This window comes from Streptomyces sp. JLBJ103, from assembly GCF_058215575.1.
Window position 1 is genome coordinate 2,244,815 of the sequence record NZ_CM177089.1, and the last position, 22,477, is coordinate 2,267,291.

Below are 22,477 nucleotides of genomic sequence, written 5' to 3' on the forward strand. Positions count from 1 at the left end.
CAGGTGGGTCCGTGTGTGGGACTAGCCGTCCAGATTGACCGAACGGGCCGAGGTGGCCCCGATCTCACCGGCGATCTCGCTGAGGACAGCCGGCGGAATGGTGTCGTCGACGGTCAGCGCCACCAGGGCGGCGCCACCGGCCGTGGCACGCGAGACCTGCATACCCGCGATGTTGATCCCGGCCTCGCCCAGGATGCGGCCGAGCGTGCCGACCACACCCGGGCGGTCGGTGTAGCGGAAGAAGGCCATGTGATCGGCGAGAGCCAGATCGACGTCGTACTCACCGACGGCGACGATCTTCTGAAGGTGCTTGGGGCCGGCCAGCGTGCCGGAGATCGAGACCTCCTCGCCACCGGCGAGGGTGCCGCGCACGGTCACCACATTGCGGTGCTCCGACGACTCCGAGCTGGTGGTCAGCCGCACCTCGACGCCGCGCTCCTGCGCGAACAGCGGGGCGTTCACATACGACACGGTCTCGTCGACGATGTCCTCGAAGACACCCTTGAGCGCGGAGAGCTCCAGCACCTTGACGTCATGCTGGGTGATCTCGCCGTACACCTCGACATCGAGCCGCACCGCGACCTCGCCCGCGAGCGCGGTGAAGATCCGGCCCAGCTTCTCGGCCAGCGGCAGCCCGGGGCGGACGTCCTCGGCGATCACACCGCCCTGGACGTTCACCGCGTCCGGGACCAGCTCGCCCGCGAGCGCCAGCCGCACCGAGCGGGCGACCGCGATCCCCGCCTTCTCCTGGGCCTCACCGGTGGAGGCACCCAGATGGGGGGTGACGACCACATTGTCGAACTCGAAGAGCGGGGAGTCGGTGCACGGCTCCTGGGAGAACACATCCAGACCGGCCGCGGCGATCCGGCCCTCCTTGAGGGCGGCGGCCAGCGCCGTCTCGTCCACGATCCCGCCGCGCGCGGCGTTGACGATCCGGACCTCGGGCTTGACCTTGCGCAGCGCCTCGTCACCGATCAGGCCGAGGGTCTCGGGAGTCTTGGGGAGGTGGACGCTGATGAAGTCGGCGACCTCGAGCAGCTCGTCCAGCGAGAGCAGCTTCACACCCATCTGGGCGGCGCGCGCGGGCTGCACATAGGGGTCGTAGGCGACGATCTTCATCCCGAACGCGGACATCCGCTGGGCCACCAGAACGCCGATCCGGCCGAGCCCGACCACACCGAGGGTCTTCTCGCTGAGCTCCACACCGGTGTACTTGCTGCGCTTCCACTCGCCGTTCTTCAGCGCCGCATTGGCCTGCGGGATGTTACGGGCGGTGGCGACCAGCAGACCGCACGCCAGCTCGGCGGCGGTGACGATGTTGGACGTCGGGGCGTTGACGACCATGACGCCCGCCTTGGTGGCGGCGGAGACGTCCACATTATCCAGACCGACACCCGCGCGAGCGACCACCTTCAGCTTCTTCGCCGCGGCGATGGCCTCCGCGTCGATCTTCGTCGCGCTGCGGACGAGGATCGCGTCCACATCGGCGAGGGCGGGAAGCAGCTCGGCACGGTCCGCGCCGTTACAGCTCCGGATCTCGAAGTCCGGGCCCAGGGCGTCGACGGTGGCCGGCGACAGCTCTTCGGCGATGAGTACGACGGGTTTACCGGTGGAAGCAGTGCTCACGTGGTCTTCAGTCCTCACTAGTCCTCAGCGGACGGCCGTCCCTACGGCCGCTGGCGGTGAAGGGAGCCGCGTGGAAGACGCACGACGCTGTGAGCCTGACGCGCTTGTTGCACTTGAGTGTAGTGGCGGTCCGGCATGTGTCTTGCGCCAATGCGGCAGGATCACCCGCACGTGGTGGTGCGGGGTGGACAATGCGCGAACCGGTGGGGCGGGGGTTCCGGGGAACCCCCGCCCGGCCCGGGGCACGGCCACCCGCGCCACCAGGCGCTTACGCCTCGTCGTCGACCCAGCTCATGAGCTTGCGCAGCTCCTTGCCGGTGGTCTCCAGCAGGTGGTCCTGGTCGGCCTTCTTCAGCTCGTTGTACTTCGGCAGACCCGCGTTGTACTCGGCCATCCAGTTCTTGGCGAAGGTGCCGTCCTGGATCTCACCGAGGACCTTCTTCATCTCGGCCTTGGTGGACTCGTTGATGATCCGCGGACCGGTGACGTAGTCGCCCCACTCGGCGGTCTCGGAGATCGACCAGCGCATCTTCTCCAGGCCGCCCTCGTACATGAGGTCCACGATCAGCTTCAGCTCGTGGAGGCACTCGAAGTACGCGATCTCGGGCTGGTAGCCGGCCTCGACCAGGGTCTCGAACCCGGCCTTGACCAGCGCCGCGGTACCGCCGCAGAGCACCGCCTGCTCACCGAAGAGGTCGGTCTCGGTCTCCTCGGTGAAGGTGGTCTTGATGACACCCGCGCGGGTGCCGCCGATGCCCTTGGCGTACGACAGGGCCAGCGCGAAGGCGTTGCCGGTGGCGTCCTGCTCGACGGCCGCGATGCACGGCACGCCCCGGCCCTCCTCGTACTGGCGGCGGACCAGGTGGCCCGGACCCTTGGGGGCGACCATGCAGACGTCCACATGGGCCGGGGGCTTGATGAAGTCGAACCGGATGTTGAGGCCGTGACCGAAGAACAGCGCGTCGCCGTCCTTCAGGTTGTCCTTCACGGACTCCTCGTAGACCTTGGCCTGGATCGGGTCCGGGACCAGGATCATGATCACGTCGGCCTCGGCGGCCGCCTCGGCCGGGGTGACCACGCGCAGGCCCTGCTCCTCGGCCTTGGCCTTGGACTTCGAGCCCTCGTGCAGGCCGACCCGCACATCGACACCCGAGTCGCGCAGCGACAGCGCGTGGGCGTGGCCCTGGCTGCCGTAGCCGAGGATGGCGACCTTGCGGCCCTGGATGATCGACAGGTCGGCATCGTTGTCGTAGAACAGCTCGGCCACTTCGGGATTCTCCTAGCGTTTGGGTTGTGCGTCCCACCGTATGACGGGCGGGCCGGGAATGGTCCTGGGGTCTCGCAATACGGTCGGTCGCGGCGGGTGCCCGCCGCGACCCGCCGGTCAGGCGGAGCGGTCGAGAGCGCGCAGGCTCCGGTCGGTGATGGAGCGGGCGCCGCGTCCTATGGCGATGGTGCCGGACTGCACCAGCTCCTTGATCCCGTACGGCTCCAGCATCCGCAGCATGGCCTCCAGCTTGTCGCTGCTGCCGGTGGCCTCGATCGTCACGGCCTCCGGGGAGACGTCCACGGTCTTGGCGCGGAAGAGCTGGACGATCTCCACGACCTGCGAACGGGTCTCGTTGTCGGCGCGGACCTTCACCAGGACCAGCTCCCGCTGGATCGCCGCGCTGTCCTCCAACTCGACGATCTTCAGTACATTGACCAGCTTGTTGAGCTGCTTGGTGACCTGCTCCAGAGGCAGCTCCTCGACATTGACCACGATAGTGATGCGGGAGATGTCGGGGTGCTCGGTGACGCCCACGGCGAGCGAGTCGATGTTGAAGCCACGGCGGGAGAACAGGGCGGCGATCCGGGCCAGGATGCCGGGGGTGTTCTCCACCAGGACGGAGAGCGTGTGCTTGGACATGGGCTTGTGTCTCTCTTCTTCTCTCGTCTCGGTCCTGGTCTTCAGTCGTCTTCGCCGTCGCCGAAGTCCGGGCGGGTGTCGCGCGCCGCCAGGATCTCGTCGTTGGAGGTGCCGGCCGCGACCATCGGCCAGACCATGGCGTCCTCGTGGACGATGAAGTCCACGACCACCGGGCGGTCGTTGATCGCGTTGGCCTTCTCGATGACGGCGTCGAGGTCGGCCGGGTCCTCACAGCGCAGGCCCACACAGCCCATGGCCTCGGCGAGCTTGACGAAGTCGGGGACCCGGGTGCCCAGGTTCTGCTGGTTGGGGGTGTCGGGGCCGGAGTGCAGCACGGTGTTGGAGTAGCGCTGGTTGTAGAAGAGGGTCTGCCACTGGCGGACCATGCCCAGCGCGCCGTTGTTGATGATCGCGACCTTGATCGGGATGTTGTTCAGCGCGCAGGTGACCAGCTCCTGGTTGGTCATCTGGAAGCAGCCGTCCCCGTCGATCGCCCACACCGGACGGTCCTCGGCACCGGCCTTGGCGCCCATGGCGGCCGGGACGGCGTATCCCATGGTTCCGGCACCGCCCGAGTTCAGCCAGGTGCCCGGCTTCTCGTAGTCGATGAAGTGGGCGGCCCACATCTGGTGCTGACCGACCCCCGCGGCGAAGATCGTGTCCTGCGGCGCCAGTCGGCCGATCCGCTGGATGACCTGCTGCGGGGACAGGCTGCCGTCGGCAGGCTGGTCGTAGCCGAGCGGGTAGGTCTCCCGCCACCGGTTCAGATCCTCCCACCAGCCGGTGTAGTCACCGGTGTGGCCCGCGTCGTGCTCGGCCTGAACGGCGACCACCAGATCGGCGATGACCTCGCGGGCGTCACCGACGATCGGCACGTCGGCCGCGCGGTTCTTGCCGATCTCCGCCGGGTCGATGTCCGCGTGGACGATCTTCGCGTGCGGGGCGAAGGAGTCCAGCTTGCCGGTGACGCGGTCGTCGAAGCGGGCCCCGAGCGCCACGATCAGATCGGCCTTCTGGAGGGCGGTGACGGCGGCGACGGTGCCGTGCATCCCCGGCATGCCCAGGTGGAGCCGGTGGCTGTCGGGGAAGGACCCCAGCGCCATCAGGGTGGTGGTGACCGGCGCCCCGGTCAGCTCGGCCAGGACCCTCAGCTCGGCCGTGGCCTGGGCCTTGATCACACCGCCGCCGACATACAACACCGGGCGCTCGGCCTGGGTGATCAGCCGGGCGGCCTCGCGGATCTGCTTGGCGTGCGGCTTGGTGACCGGGCGGTAGCCGGGCAGATCGGTCTGCGGCGGCCAGGAGAAGGTGGTCCGGGCCTGGAGGGCGTCCTTGGCGATGTCGACCAGGACCGGGCCGGGGCGGCCGGTGGAGGCGATGTGGAACGCCTCGGCGATCGTCTGAGGGATGTCCTCGGCCCGCGTGACCAGGAAGTTGTGCTTGGTGATCGGCATGGTGATGCCGCAGATGTCCGCCTCCTGGAAGGCGTCCGTACCGATGGCCTTGGACGCGACCTGACCGGTGATCGCGACGATCGGCACCGAGTCCATATGGGCGTCGGCGATCGGGGTGACCAGGTTGGTGGCGCCCGGACCCGAGGTCGCCATGCAGACACCGACCTTGCCGGTGGCCTGCGCGTAACCGGTGGCCGCGTGACCCGCACCCTGCTCGTGACGGACGAGCACATGCCGGACCTTCGAGGAGTCCATCATCGGGTCGTACGCCGGGAGGATCGCACCGCCGGGAATGCCGAACACGGTGTCGGCGCCGACCTCCTCGAGCGAGCGGATGAGGGACTGCGCGCCCGTGACGTGCTCGACGGTGGCGGACTGCGATCCGCCGTTACGGGCCCGCGGCTGGGGATGGTGGGCCCCGGTGGCCTGCTCGGTCATCGGCATTCTCTTCTCGAATGAGGGTTTTGTGCGGGGAGGGAGAGGGCGCTGCACCAGGTGTCAGTGCAACAAAAAACCCCTCGTGCCAGGAGGCAAGCGAGGGGAGCGCGCCGGTGAGGGTCCGCAGGGCTTTCAAAGTGGCCCTGCTCAGCCGACGCGCTGTCCAAGTACGAGAATTCGGGTGCGCATGGCTCCGACCCTCCACCCGGCGCATATCGGGTGTCAAGTGGGTGGGACAGGCGTCTCAGTATTTGAGCGGGCGGGAGGGTGGCTGTGAGACTCCGTCCGGCGCGGCGCGTGCAGGCCGCTGTGGCCGCCGTGACGCACCGCCGGCGCACCCCCGACCAGCAGCGGAGCATCCGAGCGGGGCACCGGATAGGCACCGCGCGTCAGTGCCCGGCGCAGCCGGTGCTCATCGAGCGGGCCGCTGAAGGCCATGCCCTGGGCGTGAGTGCAGCCCATTCCGCGGAGGGTGACGAGCTGCTCCGGAAGGTCCACGCCCTCGGCGATGGACAGCATCCCCAGGTCGCCCGCGATCCTCAGCAGCCCTGAGGTGATCTTATGCAGCCGGGAGGATTCCACGACCCCCTCCACCAGGCCGGGGTCCAGTTTGAGCACATCGACGGGGAGTCGGCGCAGCGACCTGATCGCGGCATAGCCGCTGCCGAAGCCGTCCAGGGCGATCCGCACCCCGAGCCGGCGCAGCGCGCCGAGCCGGTGCTCCAGCTCCTCCAGCGGCATCCGCGGATCGCTGTCGGTCAGCTCCAGGATCAGCGATCCGGATGGCAGTCCGTGCCGGGCCAGCAGCGTCTCCACGCTCTTGGGCGGCATCGACTTGTCCACCAGGCGCCCGGCGGGCAGCCGGACGCAGACGGGCACGGAGTGGCCGTCCCGGCGGCGCTGGGCGGCCTGCTCCACGGCGGCCTCCAGCATCCAGCGGGCGAGCTCGGCGGTGCGGGCGGCCTCGTCACCGCCGCCCCGGCCGTTGTCGGCGACGCGGAGGAACTCGGCGGGGGTGAACAGGATGCCCTGCGCCGAACGCCAGCGGGCCTGCGCCGCGACGGCGGTGATCCGGCCGCTCGCCAGCTCCACCACGGGCTGGTGCAGCAGGACGAACTCGCCGTCGTGGAGGGCCGCACGCAGCCGGGTGGCGACCTCCGCGCGGCGGGCCACCTCGGCCTGCATCTGCGGTGCGTAGAGCTCCACGCGGTTCTTGCCCCGGGCCTTGGCGCGGTACATCGCCAGGTCGGCGTTGCGCATCAGGGCGCCGGGGCTGATCCCGGGCTCGGCGAAGGCGACGCCGATGCTGGCGGCGACTCTGACCTCGGTGCCGCCCTCGACCCGGTAGGGCTGGGAGAGCCGGGCGCGCAGCCGGTCGGCGATCTCCAGGATGCGGCACTCGCGGTCCCCGGCATCCCCGTCGCCGTCGCCGACGATGAGGGCGGCGAACTCATCGCCCCCGAGACGGGCCGCGCAGTCGCCGGAGCCGGAGCGCACGGACTCCTGGAGCCTGCGGGCGGCTTGGACGAGCAGCTCGTCGCCCGCCTGGTGGCCGACGGTGTCGTTGACGGCCTTGAAGCCGTCGAGATCGATGAAGAGCACGGCGGTGCCCGCGTCGGTGCGGCGGCGCCCGGCCACGGCGTGCCGGACCCGCTTGGTGAACAGGGCGCGGTTGGGCAGGTCGGTGAGCGGGTCGTGCTCGGCGTTGTGCTGCAACTGGGCCTGGAGACGCACCCGCTCGGTGACATCGCGGCTGTTGAAGATCAGGCCGCCGTGGTGGCGGTTGATCGTGGACTCCACGTTGAGCCAGTCGCCGGAGCCGGAGCGGAAGCGGCACTCGATCCGGGTGGTGGGCTCCTCCCCCGGCGAGGCGGCCAGGAACCGGCGCACCTCGTGGACGACCGATCCGAGGTCCTCGGGGTGGATGAGCGAGGCCAATTCGGAGCCGACCAGGTCATCCGCGTCACGGCCGTAGACACCGGAGGCGGCGGGGCTGACGTAGCGCAGGATGCCGGTGGGCGCGGCGATCATGATCACATCGCTGGAACTCTGCACCAGGGAGCGGAAGTGGTTCTCCTTCTGGGCGAGTTCCTGGGTGAGGGTGATGTTGTCCAGGAGCATGATCGCCTGCCGTACGACCAGGGCGAGCACGACCGCGCAGGCGGTGAAGAGCACCACCCCGTCGATCGGCCGCCCGTCCATCACGTTGAACAGGATTCCCAGGGTGCAGACGGCCGCGGCCAGATAGGGCGCGAGTGCGCCGAGGGAGCCCGCGATGGGGCGGCTGGGCTGGGCGATGCGGCGCACCGGAGGCGGGGCCTCGACGGCCTCGCGCCGGGCCACCCACGGGGCGTACGCCAGCAGCAGCGAACCGGCGAACCATCCGGCGTCCAGGATCTGCCCCGAGCGGTAGTGCTCGCGCAGCATCGGGGAGGTGAACAGCGCGTCGCACAGCACGGTCAGCGCGAAGGCGGCGATGGCCGTGTTGATCGCGGAGCGATTGCTGCCGGACGAGCGCCGGAAGTGCAGCACGATCACCATGCTGACCAGCACGATGTCCAGCAGTGGATAGGCCAGCGAAAGGGCTCTGCGGGCCACCGACTCGCCGCTCCCGCCGGCCTGTCCGGTGTGGGCGAGCGCCAGGCTCCAGGAGAGCGTGACCAGGGATCCGGCGATCAGCCAGGCGTCGAGCCCCAGACAGATCCATCCGGCCCGGGTGACCGGACGCTTGGCGAGCACCAGCATGCCGACGATGGCGGGTGGGGCGAAGAGCAGGAAGCAGAAGTCGGCGGCCGACGGCGTGGGCACGGAGCGGCCGAGCACCACCTCGTACCAGCCCCATACGCCGTTACCCAGCGCCCCCATGGCGGAGGAGGCGGCGAACAGCAGCCAGGCGGGGCGCATCCGGCCGGAGTGCCTGCGGCCGTACCACAGACAGGAGGCGGCGGCGGCGAGCGCGGCGGCGCTCAAGCCGAAGTCCCCCATGAAGAGGGCCAGTTCGGGCGACCCCCAGCCGAGCACGGCGCCCGCCGCATAGCCGCCGCAGACCACGGCGAGGAGGACCTGAGGCAGCAGCCCCGCACCGCCGTCGGACACCGACGGGCGGGCGAGCACCGCTCCGGTGGCGGTCACCGGACACCCGTCCACTGCGCGAGGGACCGCCGCTCCGGGAGCCATATCCCCGTGCGCCTCATCGAGTTCGAGAGCCGCGCGGCTGCGCGGAAATGTCGCGGTCGACGCCTGAGCTGCGTCGGGTCGTTGGTCCATCGGCCATACATCGCCCGTCGCCCCCCTCGAGTTCCGGTCCATCGCTGACGCCGTCAGGTCAGTGGCGCAGCCCCCGCTCGGGACGATACACCAGACTGGTCACTCAGGGACATAGGCCATCTACGCACCGTAACCGACTAGGGTGTTGTATATACGGAGTGCAGTCAATCAGTGCCTGTATGTGGTGCCAGAGGCATGTCTACCCCGTGATGACCACCGGATGACGGAGCGACTCGCCGGACGCGAAGCGCGTCAACTGGTCGCGCAACAGCCGCTTGGCGCGCGGCAGGAACGCCGACGAGGGGCCGCCCACGTGCGGCGTGATGAGCACTCCAGGAGCGTGCCACAGGGGGTGCCCGGCGGGCAGCGGTTCGGGATCGGTCACATCCAGCGCGGCGAGCAGCCGGCCCCTCTCCACCTCGGCGAGCAGGGCCTTGGTGTCCACCACCGGACCGCGTGAGACATTCACCAGCAGCGCACCGTCCTTCATGCGCGCCAGGAAGGCCGCCCCGGCCAGACCGCGGGTGGCCTCGGTGAGCGGGGTCACCAGCACCACCACATCGGCTTCCGGAAGCAGTTGGGGCAAGGAGTCGATCGGGTGCACCGGACCGCGCTCGGTGGTGCGCGGGGAGCGCGCGACGCGCATGACCCGCTCGCACTCAAAGGGCACAAGCCGGTCCTCGATCGCACGGCCGATGGATCCGTATCCGACGATCAGAACGGACTTGTCGGCCAGCGCCGGACGGAACCCGGCCCGCCACTCCCCCGCGTCCTGGCCGCGGACGAAGTCGGGGATGCCGCGCAGGGACGCGAGGATCAGGGTCAGGGCCAGCTCCGCGGTGCTCGCGTCGTGCACCCCGCGCGCGTTGCACAGCTGTACGCCGGGCGGGAGACCGGCGAGCGCGGGCCGCATGTCGTCTATTCCGGCGGTCAGGGTCTGGATCACCTGGACGTTGGTCATCTCCGGCAGCGGGCGTACGGACACCTCCACACCCTTCATGTACGGCACGCAGTAGAAGGCGCAGCGGGCGGGGTCGGTGGGGAAGTCCGGACCGCCGTCCCAGAAGGCGTAGGAGAGGCCGTCGGGAAGCCCGTCGATCTCCTCGGGCGGGATCGGCAGCCAGGCCAGCGGAGGTGCGGAGCCGTCCGGAGAACCATGAGACGGATCATGGTGGCGGAACGTATCGCTGTGGTCTGCACTCATGCCAGGAGGCTATGCGAAGTAGGAGTCCCCGGCAGAGGTTAGCTTTGGTGCGAGGAACGGGAGGGGTCAGGCCAGGTGGAGCGCAGGACAATCGGACCGGCGGCGCTCGAGGTAGGCGCGATCGGCCTCGGATGCATGCCCATGAACTGGGCGTACACCGCTTCGCAGCGCAACGGCGAGGACTCGCTGCGCGCGGTGCACACCGCGCTCGACGCGGGCACGAACCTGCTGGACACCGCCGACATGTACGGGCCGTTCACCAATGAGCTGCTGGTGGGGCGGGTGCTCAAGGAGCGGCGCGCGGACGCCTTCGTCTCCACCAAGTGCGGACTGTTGGTGGGCGACCAGCACATCGTGGCCAACGGACGGCCCGGCTATGTGAAGCGGGCCTGTGACGCCTCGCTGCGGCGGCTCCAGACCGATGTGATCGATCTCTACCAGCTCCACCGGGCCGATCCGGAGGTGCCGATAGAGGAGACCTGGGGCGCGATGGCGGAGCTGGTCGCCGCCGGGAAAGTACGGGCGCTGGGACTGTGCGCGGTGGGGGCGCGGGCGCAGCGGCGCACCGGCGCCGGGATGCACGACGCCACGGTGCGGCAGCTGGAGCGGGTGCAGCAGGTCTTCCCGGTGGCCTGTGTGCAGGCGGAGCTGTCGGTCTGGTCACCGGAGGCGCTGGAGACGCTGGTGCCGTGGTGCTCCTCGCGTGGGGTGGGGTTCCTGGCCGCGATGCCGCTCGGCAACGGCTTCCTGAGCGGCACCCTGACCCCGGGGTCGGGGTTCGAGCCGGACGACATGCGCGCTCGCCACCCGCGCTTCACCGCCGAGATGATGGCGGCGAACCAGCCGATCGTGGCGGGGCTGCGGAGGGTGGCGCGGCGGCACGGGGAGTCGGTGACGGCGGCGCAGGTGGCGCTGGCGTGGCTACTGGCGCAGGGGCCGCATGTGGTTCCGGTGCCGGGAACCAAACGGGAGCGGTGGGCGGCGGAGAACTGCGCGGCAGCCGAGGTGATGCTGACCGGCGAGGACCTGGTGGAGATCGCGCGGCTGCCGCGGGCGCGGGGGTCGTGGGACTGACGCCCGGCGGCCCGGGGGTCGGGGGTCGGGGATTCAGGAGCCCGAAGGCTGGGGGCCGGGGGCCGGCGGGGGATCTGCCTGATCGCGGAACCTGCATGATCGGTGGAGGGAACCCGGCGCGGGGCTGCGGTGTATAAGAATCAGTGTCGCGCTGCGGCACCTGTGCCCATGGAGAGGAATCCGACCGTGCGACGTCCCCGCCTCATCCCCGTCATCGCCGCCGCTGCCACGCTGCTGCTCGTGGCCGGCTGCTCGTCCGACGGGGACAGCTTCGCCAGACCGGAAGACCGGAAGTCGTCCTCGGGAAAGCCGGGTTCCGGGAGCGACTCCCCCTCGCCGGGCACCCCGTCACCCACCGCGTCCGCCGCGCCCGAGAAGGGGTCGGTGAAGGTCGAGCGCACCCTGACGACCAAGCTGGACTCGCCCTGGGGCGTGGCTCCGCTGCCCGGCGGGGATCTGCTGGTGTCCTCGCGGAACACCGGGAAGATCTTCAAGATCTCGGCGGACACCGGGAAGAAGACCGAGCTGGGGTCGGTCCCCGGAGTCGCCGCGACGGGCGAGGGAGGGCTGCTGGGGCTCGCGGTCTCCTCCGACTTCGGCTCGGACCACATGGTGTACGCGTACTTCACCACCGATTCCGACAACCGCATCGCGCGGATGATGTACGACGACAAGCGCCCCGCGGGTGATCAGCTGGGCGCCCCGGACACCATCTTCAAGGGCATCCCCAAGGGCGCGATCCACAACGGTGGGCGGATCGCCTTCGGCCCCGACAAGATGCTCTACGCGGGCACGGGCGAGAGCGGGGACCGCGGACTGGCCCAGGACCTGGACTCCTATGGCGGCAAGATCCTGCGGATGACCCCCGAGGGCGAGCCCGCCCATGGCAATCCGGATGCCGATTCGGTGGTCTATTCCTACGGCCACCGCAATGTCCAGGGCCTGGCCTGGGACCGGGACAAGCAGCTGTGGGCCTCCGAGTTCGGCCAGGACACCTGGGACGAGCTCAATCTGATCAAGCCGGGCAAGAACTACGGCTGGCCCGAGACCGAGGGCAAGGCAGGCAAGAAGGGCTTTGTCGATCCGCTGGAGCAGTGGAAGCCCGCCGATGCCTCACCCAGCGGTATCGCCATCGCCAAGGGTTCGGTGTGGATGGCGGGGCTGCGCGGGGAGCGGCTGTGGCGGATTCCGCTGAAGGGTGAGCGGCCGGTGGCCAAGCCCCAGTCGTTCCTGGTGGGGAAGTACGGGCGGCTGCGGAGTGTGGTGGCCACGGACGACGGGGGGCTGTGGGTGACGACCAGCAATACGGACGGGCGGGGCGAGCCGGGCAAGCAGGACGACCGGATCCTGAAGCTCAAGGTCAGCTGAGCGAGCGCGGAGGCGGGCCCGGCGCGGGAGAGGGTAGGGCCCGGTGGCCGGTGCGGGAGCGGGTCCAGCGCGGAGGCAGGCCCGGTGCGGGGCGCGGCCGGTGTGGAGATGGGTGAACGGTGAACGGGCCAATGGATTCTCGGTGTTCGCCGGAGATGTCATGGCGCGCCCGATTCCGGCCGGAGTCTGCCTACACTGGCTGGAGCCGTACAGCCAACGGGGGTCGCCATGTTCAACCTCATCGAGGAACTGTTCGCGCCCGGCCGCAAGCACACCGAGGAGGAGCGCAACCGGCTGGAGGTCACCCTGGACGAAGTGGGCAGCAATGACCCGGGGAAGGGCCCGATAGACCTCGACTCCGGCCGGGTGGTGGTCCGCCCCCGCGGGACCGACTGAGCCCCCGGGAGCACCCGAGCCCCGCTCGGGCAACCGGACCGCGGTCCCGAGCCGCCGTCCGTCCGCCGCTTCCTGCCCGTCGCTTCCCGCCCGCTGGTTCCCGTCCGGAGCAGCTCGTCAGCGGGCCACCGCGCCGTCGGGCAGGCCGTCGACCACGCGCAGCCGGTGCGCCACGGCGGCGGCCTCACCTCGGCCCGAGACGCCCAGCTTCGCCAGGATGTTGGAGACATGCACACTCGCCGTCTTCGGCGAGATGAACAGCTCCTCGGCTATCTGGCGGTTGCTGCGGCCCGCGGCGACCAGCCGCAGCACATCGCGCTCGCGGGGCGTCAGCCCCAGCTCCGCGGCGGGGTCGGCGGCTTCGGGGGCCGGGGAGTTCGCGAGGGCGGCCGTCATGGGGAGCGCACGGGTGCCGGACTCGGGGGTGGCGAGCGCGGCACGGGTGGCCGCGGGCGCCAGCGGCAGCCGGGCGCGCCGGGCCAGCAGCTCGATCTCCTCGCGCAGCGGGCGCGCCCCCAGCCGCTCGGCCGCGGCATGCGCCTGGGCGAGGAGTTCGGCGGCCTGCTCGCGGCCGCCGGTGCCCACCACCGGGCCGCGGCCCGCGTCGAGCAGCGCCTCCGCCCAGCGGTGCCGGGCGCGGGCCAGCGGATACGGCCGGTCCAGGGCGGCGAAGGCATCGGTGGCCTCGGCCCAGTGGTCGGGGCGGCTGTGCCCGTCGGCGCGCCCCAGTTCGGCCTGGAGCAGCGCGGCGTAGGCCCGCCACATCGGCACCGCCTGTGGCAGCCGCTTGGCGGCCGCGGCGATCCGGGCCAGGGTGGCGGCGCGGCCGGGCTCCGCGGTGGGCAGCCCACGAGCGGCGGTCTCGGCGGAGGCGGCCGCGTTCAGCAGCGGCCAGGCGTAGCGCTGCATTCCGGGCGGGAATCCGGCGTCCAGGGCCTGGTCCAGCAGGGCCCGGACGTCCAGGATGCGGCCACGCCCGGAGGCCAGCTTGATGCCGAAGCACGCGGTCTGGATGGTGTACTGCGGCTCGTAGTTGTGGGGGCCGAAGTGTTCGCGGGCCGCGGCGAGTTCGCGTTCCGCGGTGTCCCAGTCGCCGCGCATCAGGGCCAGCGTGGCCAGCCGGTTGCAGGCGCTGCCACGCGGTTTGGTGCCCAGGGCGAGCCGCAGGGTCTTCCGGGCTGCCTTCTCCGCCTCGCCCACCCGGCCCAGGGAGAAGAGCGACTCCGCGAGGTTGCCGTACACCCAGGCCCGGGAGTCCACGAGCCCGAAGCGGTCCAACACCCGGTCGCCCTCCTCCGACGCCTCGACCGCCTCGACCGATCTGCCGACGCCCTCCAGGGCCGAGGCCAGATTGACATAGCAGCGCCCCAGGACGCTGATGTCGCCCAGGGCCACGGCCCGTGCGCAGACCTCGCGCATCTCGGCCAGCCCGCGCTCGGTGTCGCCCGAGTCGCCGGTGAAGTAGCCCAGGGTCAGCCGGGCGTGCAGTTCGGTGCTCTCCGCGCCGACCATCCGGGCCAGCTCCACCGCCCGCTCGGCGACGGCCAGCCCCTGCGGCCCCGGGCGGTGGGTCATGGTCCAGCCCGCCATATGGGCCATGACCTCGGCGTGCACCGGGGACGGCGGCAGTCCGCGCACCAGCTCCTGGGCACGGCTCAGCTCCTCCCAGCCGTCACTGCGCCCCACGGTCTCCAGCAGTTTGGACTTCTGGGTCCAGAACCAGGCGGCCCGCAGCGGATCGCCGTCGCCCTTGGCCAGCTTCCGCAGGGCCTTCCTGCTGACCGCGAGGGCGCGTTCGGGCTGGCCGGACATATGGGCGGCCACCACCACCTCGGCGAGCAGATCGAGATGGCGCAGGGCCTCGTCCTCGCTGCCGTAGGGCGGATACGCCTCGGCGTAGCCCAGGGGGCGCTGTGTCTCGCGGATCTCGTTGGGGGTGTCCTCCCACAGCTCCATGGCCCGCTCCAGCAGCCGCAGTTGCTCGGCGTGGGCGTAGCGCCTGCGGGCTTCGACGGAGGCCCGGAGTACGGCGGGCAGCGCCTTGGCCGGGTCATGGGCGTGGTACCAGTAGCTGGCCAGCCGGGCGGCCCGCTCATCGGCGCGCACCAGGGAGGGTTCGGCCTCCAGGGCCTCGGCGAGCTGCCGGTTGAGCCGGGAGCGCTCGCCGGGCAGCAGATCGTCGACGACGGCCTCGCGCACCAGCGCGTGCCGGAAGCGGTAGCCGTTCTCATCGGGCGTGGGCTGAACGATATTGGCGCCGACGGCCGAGCGCAGCGCGTCGATCAGTTCGTCCTCGTCGAACCGGGCGACCCTGCGCAGCAGCGGGTACTCCACGGACGAGCCGCCCTCGGCGAGGATCCGCACCACCGCCTGCGACTCCTCGGGCAGTGCCTCGACCCGCACCAGCAGCAGATCGCGCAAGGATTCGCTGAGCCCGCTGCTACAGCCCTCGTTGAGGGAGCGGGCGATCTCCTCGACGAAGAAGGCGTTGCCGTCGCTGCGCTTGAAGATCCGGTCGACCAGCTGGCGTTCGGGCTCCCTGCCGTTGATCCCGGCGATCTGGTCCCGTACTTCACCGCGGTTGAAGCGGGCCAGCTCGATCCGCTGGACCTCGCGCATCCGGTCGACTTCGGCGAGGAAGGGCCGCAGGGGATGGCGCCGGTGGATGTCGTCGGAGCGGTAGGTGGCGACGACCAGCAGCCGGGCGCTGAGCAGCGAGCGGAAGAGATAGGCGAGCAGTTCACGGGTGGAGCGGTCGGCCCAGTGCAGGTCTTCGATGCCGACCACGAGGGTGCGGTCGGCGGCCAGCCGCTCCAGCAGCCGGACGGTGAGTTCGAAGAGCCGGGCCCGCCCGTCCGCATCGTGGGACTCGCGGGCGGTCTCGCCCAGTTCGGGCAGCAGCCGGGCGAGTTCGCCCTCCTGCCCGGCGGCGGCTCCGTCCAGTTCGGTGCCCAGTTTGCGGCGCAGGGAGCGCAGCACGGTGGAGACGGGGGCGAACGGCAGCCCGTCGGCGCCGATTTCGACACAGCCGCCGGTGGCGGCGACGGCTCCGGTGGCCACGGCGATGGCCAGGAACTCGTCGACCAGCCGGGTCTTGCCGACCCCGGCTTCCCCGCCGATCAGCAGCACCTGCGGCTCGCCCGCGGTGGCGCGGGCGAGCGCGTCATCGAGGAGGGACAGTTCCTCGGTGCGGCCGACGAACACCGGGCTGACAGACGTGGTGTACACGTCACTGAGCATCGCACAGGAGTCCGGTGTCCGGGCGCGGTCTTTCCCAGTGGCCTCCACGGTCGTCATGGCATGGAAGCCGTGGTCAGGCCGCGGTGCCGTAGGACCGGGACGAGCGGTGTCCATGGCCGGACCGCCGGATCAGCTTCACCCGCCCTCCCGATTCGGGTTCCGCGGACCGGCCGCGGCGTCCGGTGGCGGCCTCACGGGCCAGGCGCTCGGCGGCGGCCCGGCGCAGCAGCTCGGCCTCACGGACGCGGTGGAGTTCGTGGTGCAGCATGGTGTTCTCCCTGAAGACGAGGTGTTCTTCGAAGGCAGGACGTGCTCCGAAGGTGACTCCACTTTCGTCCGCCAGGGGGTTCCGGCACATCGGGAGGCTGCCCGATCTTCGTCCGGCCGGGGGCCTTAGGCCCTCGGCCCGGCGCGGGCGGGGGCCTTAGGCAGGTCCTTAGGCATCGGCCTCGGCCGGTGCTCAGGACACCGGGCGACCGGGCCGTACCTCCTCAGACGCCGCAGACCCGCCCAGCCGCCCGCCTCAGACGCCGCCCCGTGTGCCCGCCTCCACGGTCTGTCCGTCGCGCTGTGCGGGCAGGGTCACCGGACCGGGCGCCGCGCTCTCCCCCTCGATGCTGATCCGCGGCAGCAGCCGCTCCAGCCAGCCCGGCAGCCACCAGTTGGCGCCGCCGAGCAGATGCATCAGGGCGGGCACCAGCAGCGTGCGCAGTACGAAGGCGTCCAGGGCGACGGCGGCGGCGAGCCCGATGCCGAACATCGCGATGATCCGGTCGCCGCTGAGCACAAACGCGGAGAAGACGGCGATCATGATGATGGCGGCGGAGTTGATGACCCGGCTGGTCTCGGCGAGACCGACCCGGACCGCGATCCGGTTGTCCCGGTTGTGCTGCCACTCCTCGTACATCCGGCTGACCAGGAAGACCTGGTAGTCCATGGAGAGGCCGAAGAGCACCGAGACCATGATCACCGGCAGGAAGGGTTCGATCGGGCCCGCCCTGCCCAGCCCCAGCAGCTCGCTCCCCCAGCCCCATTGGAAGATCGCGACGACCACGCCGAAGGACGACGCGACGGCGGCCACGTTCATGACCGCCGCCTTGACGGGGATGCCGATGCTGCGGAACGCGAGCAGCAGCAGCACACAGCCGAGGGCCACCACCACCCCCACGAACAGCGGCAGCTTGGCGACGATCACCGCGGCGAAGTCGTCGTAGCCCGCGGTCAGTCCGCCCACGTACACCCGCAGCGAACTGCCCCGTTCGGCCTCCGGCAGCACCTCCGCGCGCAGCCGGTGGACGAGTTGGGAGGTGGCCTCGGCCTGTGGGGCGGTCTTCGGGACGACGGTGATGAGCCCGGTGTCACCCCCTCCGCCGAGGTCCGCGGCGCTCACCGACGCCACGCCCTTGGTGGCGCGCAGGGTGTGGGGCAGCTCGGTGAAGGCCATCCGGTCGTCCGCCCCGTCGATCCGGCCGATGAGCGTGAGCGGGCCGTTGAAGCCGGGGCCGAACCCTTCGGCGAGCAGGTCGTAGGCGCGTCGGGTGGTGGAGTCGGCGGGGTTGTTGCCCTGGTCGGAGGTGCCCAGATGGAGGGAGAAGGTGGGCACGGCGAGCACGAGGACCACGGCGGCGGCCACTCCGCCCAGCAGCTTGGGGCGGCGTTCGACGAGGGCCGCCCAGCGGTTGGCCAGGCCGTGATGGCGCACCGGCCGTGGACCGTGCGCGGCCAGCCGGGCGCGTTCCCGCCGGCTCAGGGCCTTCGTTCCGATCAGGCCGAGCAGCGCGGGCAGCAGGGTGAGCGAGGCGGCGACGGTGAGCGCGACCGTGAGCGAGGCCGCCACCGCGACCCCGCCCAGGAACTCCAGCCGCAGCACAAGCATGCCGAGCAGGGCGAGACAGACGGTGACGCCCGCGAAGACCACCGCACGGCCCGAGGTGGCCACCGCGCGCCGTGCGGCCTCGTCGACCGACAGCCCACTCCGCAGCCCCCGGCGGTGCCGGGTGACGATGAACAGCGCGTAGTCGATGCCGACGCCGAGGCCGATCAGCACCCCGAGCATGGGCGCGAAGTCGGCCACGGTCATCGCGTGGCCGAGCAGTCCGATGGCGGCGTAGGCGGTGCCGACGCCGATGAGCGCGGTGACGATCGGCAGCAGGGCCGCGGCGACCGAACCGAAGGCGAGGAAGAGGACCACGGCGGCCACCGCGACCCCGATGATCTCGCTGAGATGCGCGGAGCCGGAGCTCTCGGTCAGGCTCGCGCCCGCCCCGCCCATTTCGACCTGGAGTCCGGGGACTGAGCGGGCGGCGGCGCGTGCGGTGTCCAGCACCCGGCGCACCTCGGCCTCACTCAGGGCGGTCGCGGGTTCGCGGAAGACGACGGTGGCGTAGGCGGTGTGCCGGTCGGCGCTGATCCGGCCGCTGCCCTCATCGCCGTAGGGGCCGGTCACGGAGACCATGCCGGGCAGCCGCGCGATCCGGTGCAGTGCCGGGGCCATCCGTTGCTCGACGTCCGCGGAGGCTACGGTTCCAGCGGATGCGGGGGTGTGCCAGACCAGGGTGTCGCTGTCCCCGGACCGGTCGGGGAAGCGCTGTTCCAGCAGGGCCGAGACCCTGGAGGAGTCGGTTCCCGGGATGTCGTAGTTGTTGGAGTACGCGGAACCGGCCGCGGCCGCCGCCGAGGCGACTCCCGCGAACGCCGTCAGCCACAGCACGATGACGAGGGCGGGGCGCCTGAGACACCACCGGGCGAGTGCGGCCATGGCTGCTTTCCGGGTACGGCGCCGGTCTCGCGCGGGCTCCCGGCGATGGCCGGATCCGTGGCGGTGAGCGCGTGATGTGGTTGTGACCTGTGCACTCTGCCAGCCGGAAAAGATCCTTTGTCCCCTTTGTGGGGATCACCACATTCTTGGCCCGGGTCTGGCCGGTCACCCCCGTCACCTCACACCGCGGCCGCCGGGACCAGCGGGAGTGCGGGCCGCGATCAGATACCGGGACTTCATTCGGCCAACGCATAAAGTGGTCGCACCGAATTCAGGATAAATGCCACAACAACCCCATGGAAAGGGCGCCCTATGGCCGCCGCCGACGAGCAGCCCGGCTCCGCCGCGCACGTCCTCGAACTCGGCGCGGGAGTGGGGCCTCGCCGGTACGAACGCTGTCTGCCGATGGCCACGAGCGAGCTGGCCATCACGGCCGCCACCAGCGGCGCCGACGCGGGGCTGCTGGGCGCGGGCCACGCCACGCTGCGCGAACTCGCCGCGGGTGGCCGTCCGATGCCCCTGGCCGGGGCCGCCGCCCGCTGACCCCTTCCCCGCGGCCGGCGCCGCCTCTCCCACCCACCGCCCTGAGACTTCCGTACCGCGAAAGCGAGACAGCATGGCTCCCCCCGCACCCCAAGGCCGCCGCCTGCGCATCGGGATCGGCGGTATGTCCATCGAATCCAGCACCTTCAGCCCGCACCGCACCACCTACGACGACTTCCGGATCACCCGCGGCGCCGAACTGCTGGACCGCTACACCTGGACCGCGGCCGACGGGGATCTCGCGGCACGGGTCGAATGGGTTCCGCTGGTGCACGCCGTCTCCCTCCCCGGCGGGCCGGTCGAACGCGACACCTACGACCGCATCAAGGGTGAACTCACCGACCGGCTGCGCCGGGCGCACCAGGACGGCCCCCTCGACGGGCTGGTCTACGACATCCACGGCGCGATGAGCGTGGTCGGCATGGAGGACGCCGAGGGCGATCTGACCGACGCGGTACGGGAGGCGATCGGCCCCGACGCGCTGATCTCCGCCGCCATGGATCCGCACGGCAATGTCTCCCGCCGGTTCGCCGACCGGCTCGACCTCCTCACCGCCCACCGGCTGGCCCCGCACGAGGACGCCTGGGAGACCCGGGAGCGCGCCGCCCGCAAGCTGGTGGAGCGGCTCGTCTCCGACAAGGGCCGCCCCCATGTGGCCTGGGTCCAGATCCCGGTACTGCTGCCCGGCGAGAAGACCAGCACCCGGCTGGAGCCCGCCAAGTCGCTCTACGGACGGCTGGCCGCGGTGGAGGCGCTGGACGGCGTGGTGGACGCCGCGGTGTGGGTCGGCTACGCCTGGGCGGACGAACCGCGCTGCCGGGCCGCGGTGGTGGTCACCGCCGACGACCCCGTCCTCGCGGTGGAACAGGCCCGCTCCCTGGCCCGCGAATACTGGGAGGTGCGCCGCGACTTCGTCTTCGTCGGCCCCACCGGCAGCGCGGACGAGTGCATCGCCCAAGCCGTGGCTTCCCCCGCCCGCCCGTTCCTGATCAGCGACTCCGGGGACAATCCCACCGCCGGGGGCGCCGGTGACCTGGCCTATGTGCTGGGGCGGCTGCTGGCCCACGAGGAGCTGGCCTCCGGCCGCGTCACCGCCCTGCACCCCGGTATCACCGATCCCGCGGCGGTCGCGGAGTGCTTCACCGCCGGGCTCGGCGCCACCGTACGGCTGTCGGTCGGCGGCGCGGTCAGCGTCGGGACCGGGGAGCACGCCGCGCCGTACGAGCTCACCGGCGAGGTGGTGGCGCTACGGCGGGATGACGAGGTGGGCGGCGATCTGGCGGCCGTGCGCAGCGGCGGGGTCACCGTCGTCCTGGTCAGCCGCCGCAAACCGTTCCACACCCGGGCCGACTTCGGGGAGCTGGATCCGCGCGGCTACGACCTGGTGGTCGTCAAGATCGGTTATCTGGAGCCGGAGTTGTACGAGATGGCGGCGGACTGGCGGCTGGCGCTCACCCCCGGCGGGGTGGACCAGGATCTGCTGCGGCTGGGCCACCACCGCATCGAGCGGCCGCTGTACCCGTTCGACGACGCGGAGTTCGACACCCCGGATCTCACCCCCCGGCTGCTCACCCGCTGACCGGGCCGCCCCGTCGCACCGGCCGATCGGCGACGGCTGGACCCTCCGCCGCGTACAGCACGACGGGGTGGGCCCACCCGGGCCCACCCCGTCGTCGGACTCCGGTGACGCTCAGCCCTCGACGCCGAGCTTCTCCAGGATCAGCTCGCGGACGCGGGCCGCGTCCGCCTGGCCGCGGGTGGCCTTCATGACCGCGCCCACGAGCGCGCCAGCGGCCGCGACCTTGCCGCCGCGGATCTTGTCGGCGATGGCGGCGTTGGCGGCGATCGCCTCGTCGACGGCCGTGCCGAGCGCGCCCTCGTCCGAGACCACCTTCAGACCGCGCTTCTCCACCACGGTGTCCGGGTCACCCTCGCCCGCGAGCACGCCCTCGATGACCTGGCGCGCCAGCTTGTCGTTGAGCGAGCCCTCCTTGACCAGGGCGCACACCCGCGCGATCTGCTCCGGGGTGATCGGCAGGGCGGTGAGGTCGGTGCCCTCCTCGTTGGCCCGGCGGGCCAGCTCGCCCATCCACCACTTACGGGCCTGGTCGGCCGGGGCGCCCGCGTCGATGGTGGCGGAGATCAGGTCGATCGCGCCCGCGTTGAGCACCGACTGCATCTCGTGCTCCGAGATGCCCCACTCCTCGCGCAGCCGGGTACGGCGCACCCGCGGCAGCTCCGGAAGCCCGGCCCGCAGCTCCTCGACCCACTCCCGGGACGGGGCGACCGGCACCAGGTCCGGCTCGGGGAAGTAGCGGTAGTCCTCCGCCTCCTCCTTGACCCGGCCGGGGGTGGTGGAGCCGTCCTCCTCGTGGAAGTGACGGGTCTCCTGGATGATCGTCCCGCCGCCGCCGAGCACCGCCGCATGGCGCTGGATCTCGAAGCGCGCCGCACGCTCCACCGAGCGCAGCGAGTTGACGTTCTTCGTCTCCGAGCGGGTGCCGAACTTCTCGGCGCCGTGCGGGCGCAGCGAGAGGTTCACATCGCAGCGCATCTGGCCCATCTCCATGCGCGCCTCGGAGACCCCGAGCGCCTTGATGAGCTCCCGCAGCTCGGTGACGTACGCCTTGGCGACCTCGGGGGCCTTCTCCCCGGCCCCGACGATCGGCTTGGTGACGATCTCGATGAGCGGGATCCCGGCCCGGTTGTAGTCCAGGAGGGAGTGCGAGGCACCCTGGATACGGCCGGTGGCGCCGCCGACATGGGTGGACTTGCCGGTGTCCTCCTCCATGTGGGCGCGCTCGATCTCGACGCGGAAGATCTCTCCCTCGACCTCGACGTCCAGATAGCCGTTGAAGGCGATCGGCTCGTCGTACTGCGAGGTCTGGAAGTTCTTCGGCATGTCCGGATAGAAGTAGTTCTTCCGGGCGAAGCGGCACCACTCGGCGATCTCGCAGTTCAGCGCGAGACCGATCTTGATGGCGGACTCGACACCGGTCGCGTTGACGACCGGCAGCGAGCCGGGCAGGCCGAGGCAGGTGGGGCAGGTCTGCGCGTTGGGCTCGGCGCCCAGCGTCGTCGAACACCCGCAGAACATCTTGGTCTTGGTGCCGAGCTCGACATGCACCTCGAGCCCCATCACAGGCTCGTAGGCGGCCATGGCGTCCTCGTACGACACCAGTTCAGTGACGGTCACGGAA

At 71.1% G+C, this 22,477-nt stretch carries 15 protein-coding genes; 5 read left to right on the forward strand and 10 right to left on the reverse strand.

The genetic code is table 11. The features are described 5' to 3' along the window. Positions 1–21 precede the first annotated feature (21 nt). From serA to AC4BEG_RS09630, 6 genes are all read right to left on the reverse strand, one after another. Positions 22–1,626 (reverse strand): phosphoglycerate dehydrogenase, encoded by a 1,605-nt coding sequence (gene serA, locus AC4BEG_RS09605; RefSeq protein ID WP_490705467.1) that lies wholly within the window; start codon positions 1,624–1,626, stop codon positions 22–24. Between the two features lie 268 nt (positions 1,627–1,894). After that, positions 1,895–2,893, reverse strand: coding sequence for a ketol-acid reductoisomerase (gene ilvC, locus AC4BEG_RS09610; RefSeq protein ID WP_490705468.1), 999 nt, complete (start codon positions 2,891–2,893; stop codon positions 1,895–1,897). Positions 2,894–3,010: 117 nt separating this feature from the next. After that, on the reverse strand, positions 3,011–3,535 hold the full coding sequence (ilvN, locus tag AC4BEG_RS09615) for an acetolactate synthase small subunit (RefSeq protein WP_471204550.1): 525 nt from the start codon (positions 3,533–3,535) through the stop codon (positions 3,011–3,013). 41 nt (positions 3,536–3,576) lie between these two features. Then, positions 3,577–5,433, reverse strand: a complete 1,857-nt coding sequence (locus tag AC4BEG_RS09620; RefSeq protein WP_490705469.1) for an acetolactate synthase large subunit — start codon at positions 5,431–5,433, stop codon at positions 3,577–3,579. Positions 5,434–5,649: 216 nt separating this feature from the next. Then, positions 5,650–8,559, reverse strand: a complete 2,910-nt coding sequence (locus AC4BEG_RS09625) for a putative bifunctional diguanylate cyclase/phosphodiesterase (protein WP_490705470.1) — start codon at positions 8,557–8,559, stop codon at positions 5,650–5,652. Positions 8,560–8,893: 334 nt separating this feature from the next. Continuing rightward, entirely contained in the window at positions 8,894–9,898 is a 1,005-nt protein-coding gene (locus AC4BEG_RS09630) for a 2-hydroxyacid dehydrogenase (protein ID WP_490705471.1), read from the reverse strand. Positions 9,899–9,973: 75 nt separating this feature from the next. On the opposite strand from AC4BEG_RS09630, the gene AC4BEG_RS09635 reads away from it, so the two are divergent. From AC4BEG_RS09635 to AC4BEG_RS09645, 3 genes are all read left to right on the forward strand, one after another. Beyond that, positions 9,974–10,972: an aldo/keto reductase gene (locus AC4BEG_RS09635; RefSeq protein WP_490705472.1), complete on the forward strand. Its 999-nt coding sequence runs from the start codon at positions 9,974–9,976 to the stop codon at positions 10,970–10,972. Positions 10,973–11,140: 168 nt separating this feature from the next. Then, entirely contained in the window at positions 11,141–12,340 is a 1,200-nt protein-coding gene (locus AC4BEG_RS09640) for a PQQ-dependent sugar dehydrogenase (RefSeq protein WP_490705473.1), read from the forward strand. A gap of 228 nt (positions 12,341–12,568) precedes the next feature. After that, entirely contained in the window at positions 12,569–12,736 is a 168-nt protein-coding gene (locus AC4BEG_RS09645; RefSeq protein ID WP_201881032.1) for a DUF6191 domain-containing protein, read from the forward strand. Positions 12,737–12,853: 117 nt separating this feature from the next. Here the strand turns inward: AC4BEG_RS09645 and AC4BEG_RS09650 are convergent, their stop codons facing one another. The 3 genes from AC4BEG_RS09650 to AC4BEG_RS09660 form a co-directional block, all read right to left on the reverse strand. Next, entirely contained in the window at positions 12,854–15,976 is a 3,123-nt protein-coding gene (locus AC4BEG_RS09650) for a helix-turn-helix transcriptional regulator (RefSeq protein WP_490705474.1), read from the reverse strand. Positions 15,977–16,049: 73 nt separating this feature from the next. Beyond that, positions 16,050–16,244, reverse strand: coding sequence for a hypothetical protein (locus tag AC4BEG_RS09655; protein WP_490705475.1), 195 nt, complete (start codon positions 16,242–16,244; stop codon positions 16,050–16,052). 255 nt (positions 16,245–16,499) lie between these two features. Then, positions 16,500–18,734 carry an MMPL family transporter gene (locus AC4BEG_RS09660; RefSeq protein WP_490705476.1) on the reverse strand — a complete coding sequence of 745 codons (2,235 nt, stop codon included), beginning with the start codon at positions 18,732–18,734 and terminating at the stop codon, positions 16,500–16,502. A gap of 312 nt (positions 18,735–19,046) precedes the next feature. Between AC4BEG_RS09660 and AC4BEG_RS09665 the strand changes: the two genes are divergently transcribed. Beyond that, positions 19,047–19,277: a hypothetical protein gene (locus AC4BEG_RS09665; RefSeq protein ID WP_490705477.1), complete on the forward strand. Its 231-nt coding sequence runs from the start codon at positions 19,047–19,049 to the stop codon at positions 19,275–19,277. Positions 19,278–19,350: 73 nt separating this feature from the next. Beyond that, positions 19,351–20,856: a M81 family metallopeptidase gene (locus AC4BEG_RS09670; protein ID WP_490705478.1), complete on the forward strand. Its 1,506-nt coding sequence runs from the start codon at positions 19,351–19,353 to the stop codon at positions 20,854–20,856. 111 nt (positions 20,857–20,967) lie between these two features. Here the strand turns inward: AC4BEG_RS09670 and gatB are convergent, their stop codons facing one another. Further along, the gene (gene gatB, locus AC4BEG_RS09675; RefSeq protein ID WP_490705479.1) at positions 20,968–22,473 is read right to left on the reverse strand and encodes an Asp-tRNA(Asn)/Glu-tRNA(Gln) amidotransferase subunit GatB; all 1,506 of its coding nucleotides are present in this window, start codon (positions 22,471–22,473) and stop codon (positions 20,968–20,970) included. Positions 22,474–22,477 lie beyond the last annotated feature (4 nt).

Coding starts and splice junctions, on each gene's coding strand:
- ilvN (WP_471204550.1), bottom strand. CDS start 3,535: ATGTCCAAGCACACGCTCTCCGTCCTGGTGGAGAACACCCCCGGCATC.
- AC4BEG_RS09620 (WP_490705469.1), bottom strand. CDS start 5,433: ATGCCGATGACCGAGCAGGCCACCGGGGCCCACCATCCCCAGCCGCGG.
- AC4BEG_RS09630 (WP_490705471.1), bottom strand. CDS start 9,898: ATGAGTGCAGACCACAGCGATACGTTCCGCCACCATGATCCGTCTCAT.
- AC4BEG_RS09640 (WP_490705473.1), top strand. CDS start 11,141: ATGGAGAGGAATCCGACCGTGCGACGTCCCCGCCTCATCCCCGTCATC.
- AC4BEG_RS09645 (WP_201881032.1), top strand. CDS start 12,569: ATGTTCAACCTCATCGAGGAACTGTTCGCGCCCGGCCGCAAGCACACC.
- AC4BEG_RS09650 (WP_490705474.1), bottom strand. CDS start 15,976: ATGCTCAGTGACGTGTACACCACGTCTGTCAGCCCGGTGTTCGTCGGC.
- AC4BEG_RS09655 (WP_490705475.1), bottom strand. CDS start 16,244: ATGCTGCACCACGAACTCCACCGCGTCCGTGAGGCCGAGCTGCTGCGC.
- AC4BEG_RS09660 (WP_490705476.1), bottom strand. CDS start 18,734: ATGGCCGCACTCGCCCGGTGGTGTCTCAGGCGCCCCGCCCTCGTCATC.
- AC4BEG_RS09665 (WP_490705477.1), top strand. CDS start 19,047: ATGGCCGCCGCCGACGAGCAGCCCGGCTCCGCCGCGCACGTCCTCGAA.
- AC4BEG_RS09670 (WP_490705478.1), top strand. CDS start 19,351: ATGGCTCCCCCCGCACCCCAAGGCCGCCGCCTGCGCATCGGGATCGGC.